This window comes from Candidatus Arsenophonus triatominarum (assembly GCF_001640365.1).
Lineage (GTDB): Bacteria > Pseudomonadota > Gammaproteobacteria > Enterobacterales > Enterobacteriaceae > Arsenophonus > Arsenophonus triatominarum.
In genome coordinates, this window is record NZ_LWMI01000076.1 from 1 (window position 1) to 5,237 (window position 5,237).

Annotated in this window: 10 protein-coding genes and 1 pseudogene; 10 read left to right on the plus strand and 1 reads right to left on the minus strand. The window is 38.6% G+C overall.

Annotated elements, in window-relative coordinates; translation table 11 throughout:
- A partial coding sequence (locus AYJ55_RS23235) for a transcriptional antitermination N peptide (protein ID WP_063658092.1) occupies window positions 1–290 on the plus strand: 290 nt, incomplete at its 5' end.
- Between the two features lie 571 nt (window positions 291–861).
- Window positions 862–1,131, plus strand: a complete 270-nt coding sequence (locus tag AYJ55_RS23240; RefSeq protein ID WP_063658094.1) for a hypothetical protein — start codon at window positions 862–864, stop codon at window positions 1,129–1,131.
- Window positions 1,132–1,134: 3 nt separating this feature from the next.
- Here the strand turns inward: AYJ55_RS23240 and AYJ55_RS23245 are convergent.
- A pseudogene (locus AYJ55_RS23245) lies at window positions 1,135–1,529 on the minus strand (hypothetical protein).
- 182 nt (window positions 1,530–1,711) lie between these two features.
- On the opposite strand from AYJ55_RS23245, the gene AYJ55_RS23250 reads away from it, so the two are divergent.
- The 8 genes from AYJ55_RS23250 to AYJ55_RS35005 form a co-directional block, all read left to right on the plus strand.
- Complete coding sequence (locus AYJ55_RS23250; RefSeq protein ID WP_063658097.1) at window positions 1,712–2,104, plus strand: KilA-N domain-containing protein; 393 nt, start codon at window positions 1,712–1,714, stop codon at window positions 2,102–2,104.
- A 322-nt stretch (window positions 2,105–2,426) separates the two neighbouring features.
- Window positions 2,427–2,639 carry a BRO family protein gene (locus AYJ55_RS23255; RefSeq protein ID WP_063658099.1) on the plus strand — a complete coding sequence of 71 codons (213 nt, stop codon included), beginning with the start codon at window positions 2,427–2,429 and terminating at the stop codon, window positions 2,637–2,639.
- Between the two features lie 173 nt (window positions 2,640–2,812).
- Entirely contained in the window at window positions 2,813–3,178 is a 366-nt protein-coding gene (locus AYJ55_RS34125) for a hypothetical protein (RefSeq protein WP_245677550.1), read from the plus strand.
- 110 nt (window positions 3,179–3,288) lie between these two features.
- Window positions 3,289–3,900 (plus strand): antA/AntB antirepressor family protein, encoded by a 612-nt coding sequence (locus tag AYJ55_RS31315; RefSeq protein ID WP_222703551.1) that lies wholly within the window; start codon window positions 3,289–3,291, stop codon window positions 3,898–3,900.
- A gap of 156 nt (window positions 3,901–4,056) precedes the next feature.
- Window positions 4,057–4,284, plus strand: a complete 228-nt coding sequence (locus AYJ55_RS23270) for a hypothetical protein (RefSeq protein ID WP_063658103.1) — start codon at window positions 4,057–4,059, stop codon at window positions 4,282–4,284.
- 53 nt (window positions 4,285–4,337) lie between these two features.
- Window positions 4,338–4,586 carry a hypothetical protein gene (locus AYJ55_RS23275; RefSeq protein WP_063653611.1) on the plus strand — a complete coding sequence of 83 codons (249 nt, stop codon included), beginning with the start codon at window positions 4,338–4,340 and terminating at the stop codon, window positions 4,584–4,586.
- On the plus strand, window positions 4,583–4,960 hold the full coding sequence (locus tag AYJ55_RS35000) for a Sak single strand annealing protein (protein ID WP_063658105.1): 378 nt from the start codon (window positions 4,583–4,585) through the stop codon (window positions 4,958–4,960). Before AYJ55_RS23275 ends, AYJ55_RS35000 begins: the two co-directional genes overlap by 4 nt.
- Window positions 4,861–5,237 (plus strand): Sak single strand annealing protein (locus AYJ55_RS35005; RefSeq protein WP_281181222.1); only part of this gene is annotated, 377 nt, incomplete at its 3' end. The genes AYJ55_RS35000 and AYJ55_RS35005, both read left to right, overlap by 100 nt.

Below are 5,237 nucleotides of genomic sequence, written 5' to 3' on the forward strand. Positions count from 1 at the left end.
GAAGCGCCAAGCGAGCAGCCTATAACTATAACAAAGCGCTTAATTTGGCATTGAAAGCAGCGTTAAACCCATCTAAAAAATCTAACCAACTAACAACTCCAAATCCTAAACGCCCTATTCTTTCACTAAAAAGAAAAATGATGAGTCGTGTAGAAAAAGCAATATCAATACGCCTAACTAAAGTTTATGACTCATTTGATAATTGCTGTTTGCCTGAAATAGCTTTATACACTGCTAAAAGGTTTAAAAATAAACCTAAGCTCAACTTCGGAGTAACTGCTAATGTTTGAGAATAACAAAACGATTAAGGTTCAAATTTCTGTTAGGCAAAGTGTAACTATATACGTAGATATGAACGAAGAAGATTATAAAAAATTTGAAGAATTATCGATTCACAAATGACATCCAGCAAGATGAATGATGCAATTCTTGATATAGCAAGCAAATATGGAATTTATGATAATATCGACTTCTGCGAACCTGAAGACATTGAATTCCATCTGATAGGAGATAATTAATCAATTCACAAAATCAAATCCTTTCTTTTTATTATCATAAATAAACAATTCATAATATAATCAATGTCTTATTAAGGTGATCATTATTCCTGTTTTGTGTGTTGTTGGATTACACGAGAGGGAGCGAGCCTGACGCGCCAGAAATATCTGGCAATCAAATTAGTTTCAGGATGTGTGAATGCGGCTCTGCGCTCGCGGGACAGTCAACATTCTATAAATTATCTTTCAAATAGCTAAATATAGTTTGATTGCGTTTACCCGACCGTGATGACTGTAATCGACACCAAGAGGCACTTGGCACACATCCTAACTTTTCAGCAAATGTTAACAAGGAGTACACATAATGAGATTGGACAATCCACGCATTGTAACGGCAAAGCATCCCAATATGGGTAATCTGGTTGGGATTAATGGTAGTCGTCATTTGAGCGATGCAAAATACTTAAGCAGCATTGATATATGGAATGACGACGACATGGAAACAAGAACTTTCAAAGAAATTATACAGTGCTTAACAAAAGAAAATAAGCGTCTTAAAAAAAGAGAATTTAAGACTGATGAAGATATACCGTTGAAATTGGTGGGCTGTGCAGGATTTGAACCTGCAACATAGGGACTAGAAGAATTTGAGTATTGCTGTTGCAGCACCGATAGTCAAAACTATCACACTACCCAGCTTTAAAAGTAGTCCTGTAGCAATATGTTCAACATCCTTACGAATTAAGGCTATCTGAGCGTCAGTTTTTTCAAAACGTGCTTGTATCTGAGCTTCGTTCTTCTCAAAACGAGCAGCCATATCTTTGCGAACATCAGCTATTTCAGCAGATAAGTCTTTACGAACATCAGCAATATTGCGATTTACCTCAACAATATCAGCTTTGGTCGCTACATCCGCAACTTCATGCGATCTACGTACAACAAGTGAAATAGCTTTAGCTTGCTGACTAGTAAGTCCAGCCGTTTGAAGCTCTTCAGATGCTTGTAGTGTATCAAAAATGCAACCTGACCCATAGGGAATCCTCCTTTTTGGTAAGTATAACGGGTTTAGGGTTCAATCTGCAAAATCTTTCACGTTAATACCTTAATTCGTTTCATTACGGAAGAAATATTTTTATGTCTAAATTAGTTGTTATTGAAAATACCGTTGTCCGTCAAGATGCTTTCGGGCGTTATTGTCTGAATGATTTTACACCGTGTGGCAGTTGCACAAGGTAAAGCAAACTGAGTCTCAGCGGCCATCTGCTTTTATTAAAAGTAAAGGTATTTCTAAAGTAATAAAAATCTTAGGTAAAAATTCAGTACAAATAATGCATGGTGGTATTGAATCAGGAATTTGGGCTGTAGAAACATTAGCTATCCGTTACGCTACGTGGCTCAAAAAAGAAACAATTATAGAAAAAAATAGAGCAACAACCGCTTGTAATTATAACGTAATAACTCATCAACAAGAGTTTACCGATAAGATTAATGCGGGACTTATATTACTGGATTTTGCAAAAACAGAGCTGAAGCTCAAGCCTTCTGAAATAATTAACGCGACAAATAAATTGGGTCAGTACATAGGCATAGAAAATATTCTACGATAACCAATTCCCACGATTGCTAAGCGTGATGGTGAACGGGATTACAGCAGCATAGTAAAACATTGACATTTTAAATACCCATTGACGAAAGAAGAAATCATGCGCTATATTCTATATTAAGTGCTGAACACACCTTTTGATATAGCGGATACCGCTCCCGAAAGTAATGCGGTTTTTTTACGTCCATAGATTGTTATGGTCGGGTAGCGAACAGTATACAACACCCTATTGGGGAAAACTGTTGGCCGTCTATATCCGGTGTTCAAGTACCCGACCGCCCATCCGAACAATGGGTGATATTGAACAATTGATATAGGATGTAAAAATGAATACTCAACTCAGATCATTTTATTTTAACAATATCTACGATGTGCGTGTACAGATTATTAATTCTGAACCATGGTTCTGCCTTAATGATGTTTGTAAAGCTTTGACAGTCATAAACTCAAGTGATTTGCTTTCAAAACAGTTAGATAAAGCTGGGGTAGAAAAATCTACCTTAGGTCAGATGGGCAGAGACGGCAATTTGCCTTTGTAAACGAACCTAATCTTTATCGTGTTATTTTCCGTAGCAATAAGCTGGAAGCAAAACAATTTCAAGATTGGGTATTTAATGAAGTTTTACCGTCTATCCGAAAAACTGGCAAATATGAGCATCCTCAGCCCAGACCCGAAGCACCAGAACTCTTAAATGATAACGATACTCGCAATTTGGCTCATCTTGTCTGGAGCATGGCGAATGGATTTAGATTTGAGAGGGCATGGACGCAAGGTATCTGGTATGCGCTACGTCATGCGACAGGAATCGTATCGCCTCAGCACTTCGAGGTTAATCAAATCGCAATAATTGCAGAAGAATGCCGACGGATTTACGGCATTACTGACACGCTCAAATCAGCTATCTTCGATGCTGAAAAACAAGCCATTCGTCGTCTACTCCGCCATAAGGAAAATGTCGAGATCGTCCTTCGTGAAATGCAGCAACTGTTAGAAGCCAGTACTCACGAACATGATAGCGTCATGACACAATCCCTTGAAAAATGGCAACAAGCGACGTTAATCGCTTCCTCCACGTAACTAATTAACGCCCCTTTTTACAGGGGCAATCATTCATCAATTTAACTATTGAAGGATACCCTTATGCAAAATTTAATAAATATCGAAACAAAAAACATTAACGCGGATTAATCCAAACTGTTAATGCCCGTGATTTACATGCGTTTTTAGAGATTAAATCCAGATTTAATGACTGGATAAAAAATCGGATTAGAGAATATAACTTCATAGAAAACTTAGATTTTATAACGCTTACTAAAAATTTAGTAGGCGGTGGCTCAAGAGTTGACTATCACATTTCACTCGATATGGCAAAAGAGCTATCAATGGTTGAGCGCAATGAAAAAGGTAAACAGGCCAGACAGTACTTCATTGAATGCGAAAGACGAATTTTACAATCACAATTACCCAATAACCCAACAACTTTAGGCTTACCTAATTTCCTTGACCCTGCTGAATCAGCCATTGCATGGGCTGAGCAGCATAAAAAAGTTCAACTGTTAGGGGTACAGGTTCAACAGCTTGAAACCGAAATCGATAGCCTAAAAAACCTGTTTCAGATTGGTATGACACCTGTTCAATTCTGCAAGCAGCTTAATGGCGTAAATATTAACCAGGTCAACCTTTTTCTGGAATCGCGTCATTTTCTCTACGATGCAGAAAAGGATATCAGCAAGGCTCATGTCTGGCGTGTTCATTCTTATGCGAGAGATACCTATCTACCGAATCACCCTTCATCATGACAAACGATTACGGGAAACGCCAGTGTTATAAAATCGTTCTGCTAAAAAAGGGGCTTCATGGCTATATAACCAATACCTCAAAAGTAAGCTACCGATGAAGAAAGACTGGAACGGCGAATTCACTCACGACAAATAGTCAGGTGCATAAGGGTAACGATGAACAAAGACAACATCCTGCTAGCGCTGGCAAGACAGGCAGCAAAGTTAGCGATTGATACCCAACGACAAGATATATGGCTAATCGCTTTATCACTGCAACTAAAGCTTATGGAAAAAATCATCATGCCCCTTAAATCTGAAAAGGCGAAAAAACGCCATCTTAAAGAAAAAATTATCACTCTGCTACTGGATTCGTCCTTTCACAAAATGAAATCGAGTTATTAGTCGCGGAGATTAAAACCAGAAAAACAGGATGCTATTCAGTTCGAGGAGGTCAAATGAACCCTTACGCCATGCAAGATTACTGGTACGAACAACAGCAAGAAATTGCTTATTGGGAAGACAGGCTGGACGACGAAATCAGCGAACTTGTCCAGCCTGTTTATGACTGCCTACCTTCCTCAGTGATGCGAAAACTCAGTATTGAGGATTTTGACGATATCTGGAAGGCGCTGTTTAACCATTTCAAAAATGAGAACATCCATCAGTACAAAGCACTTCGAGCACCTAAGAGGAAATATCTATGAGCGAAACACAACATACCGAAAAAGAGAGAAGTTTTCAACAACAGGTTTGGGAAACGCTGTCGGTGATTAATGTTAACGATAAAGTTGAAAAGAAAAACGGCCTTTCTTATCTCTCATGGGGCTTGGGCATGGGCGTATTAATGGCACATTATCCAGAATCCTACTATGTCATTGATGCCATTAGCTATAACAATGATGGCAGTGCGATGGTGTCGTTAACACTCACGGTTAAACAAGGAAATAATGAGTTTCCCGAAAAATGTGGTTACCCGTTATGGATTACCGGAATCAGGCTATTTCTAACCCTAATGCCGTTGATATCAATAAAACGCTCATGCGCTGTCTCACCAAGGCTATTTCAATGTTTGGATTAGGATTTTATATCTATGCCGGAGAAGACTTGCCTGAACAGGAAAAAATTGTAATACAGAAAGAAGCCGCACAACAAAAAGCCCGTTACGAACAATTAATCCAGGAATTAGAAACATCAGCAAAAGGCGGTATTGAATCAATGAAATCCCATTGGCTGAAATTAACACCAGAAGAGACGGATATCATTGGCGAAGAAAATAAAATGGCTATTTATCGCAATATTGCAATGAAAAACGAGGCTAATCATGAAGCAGAAAACGGAACGAATGGTTTCAGGCA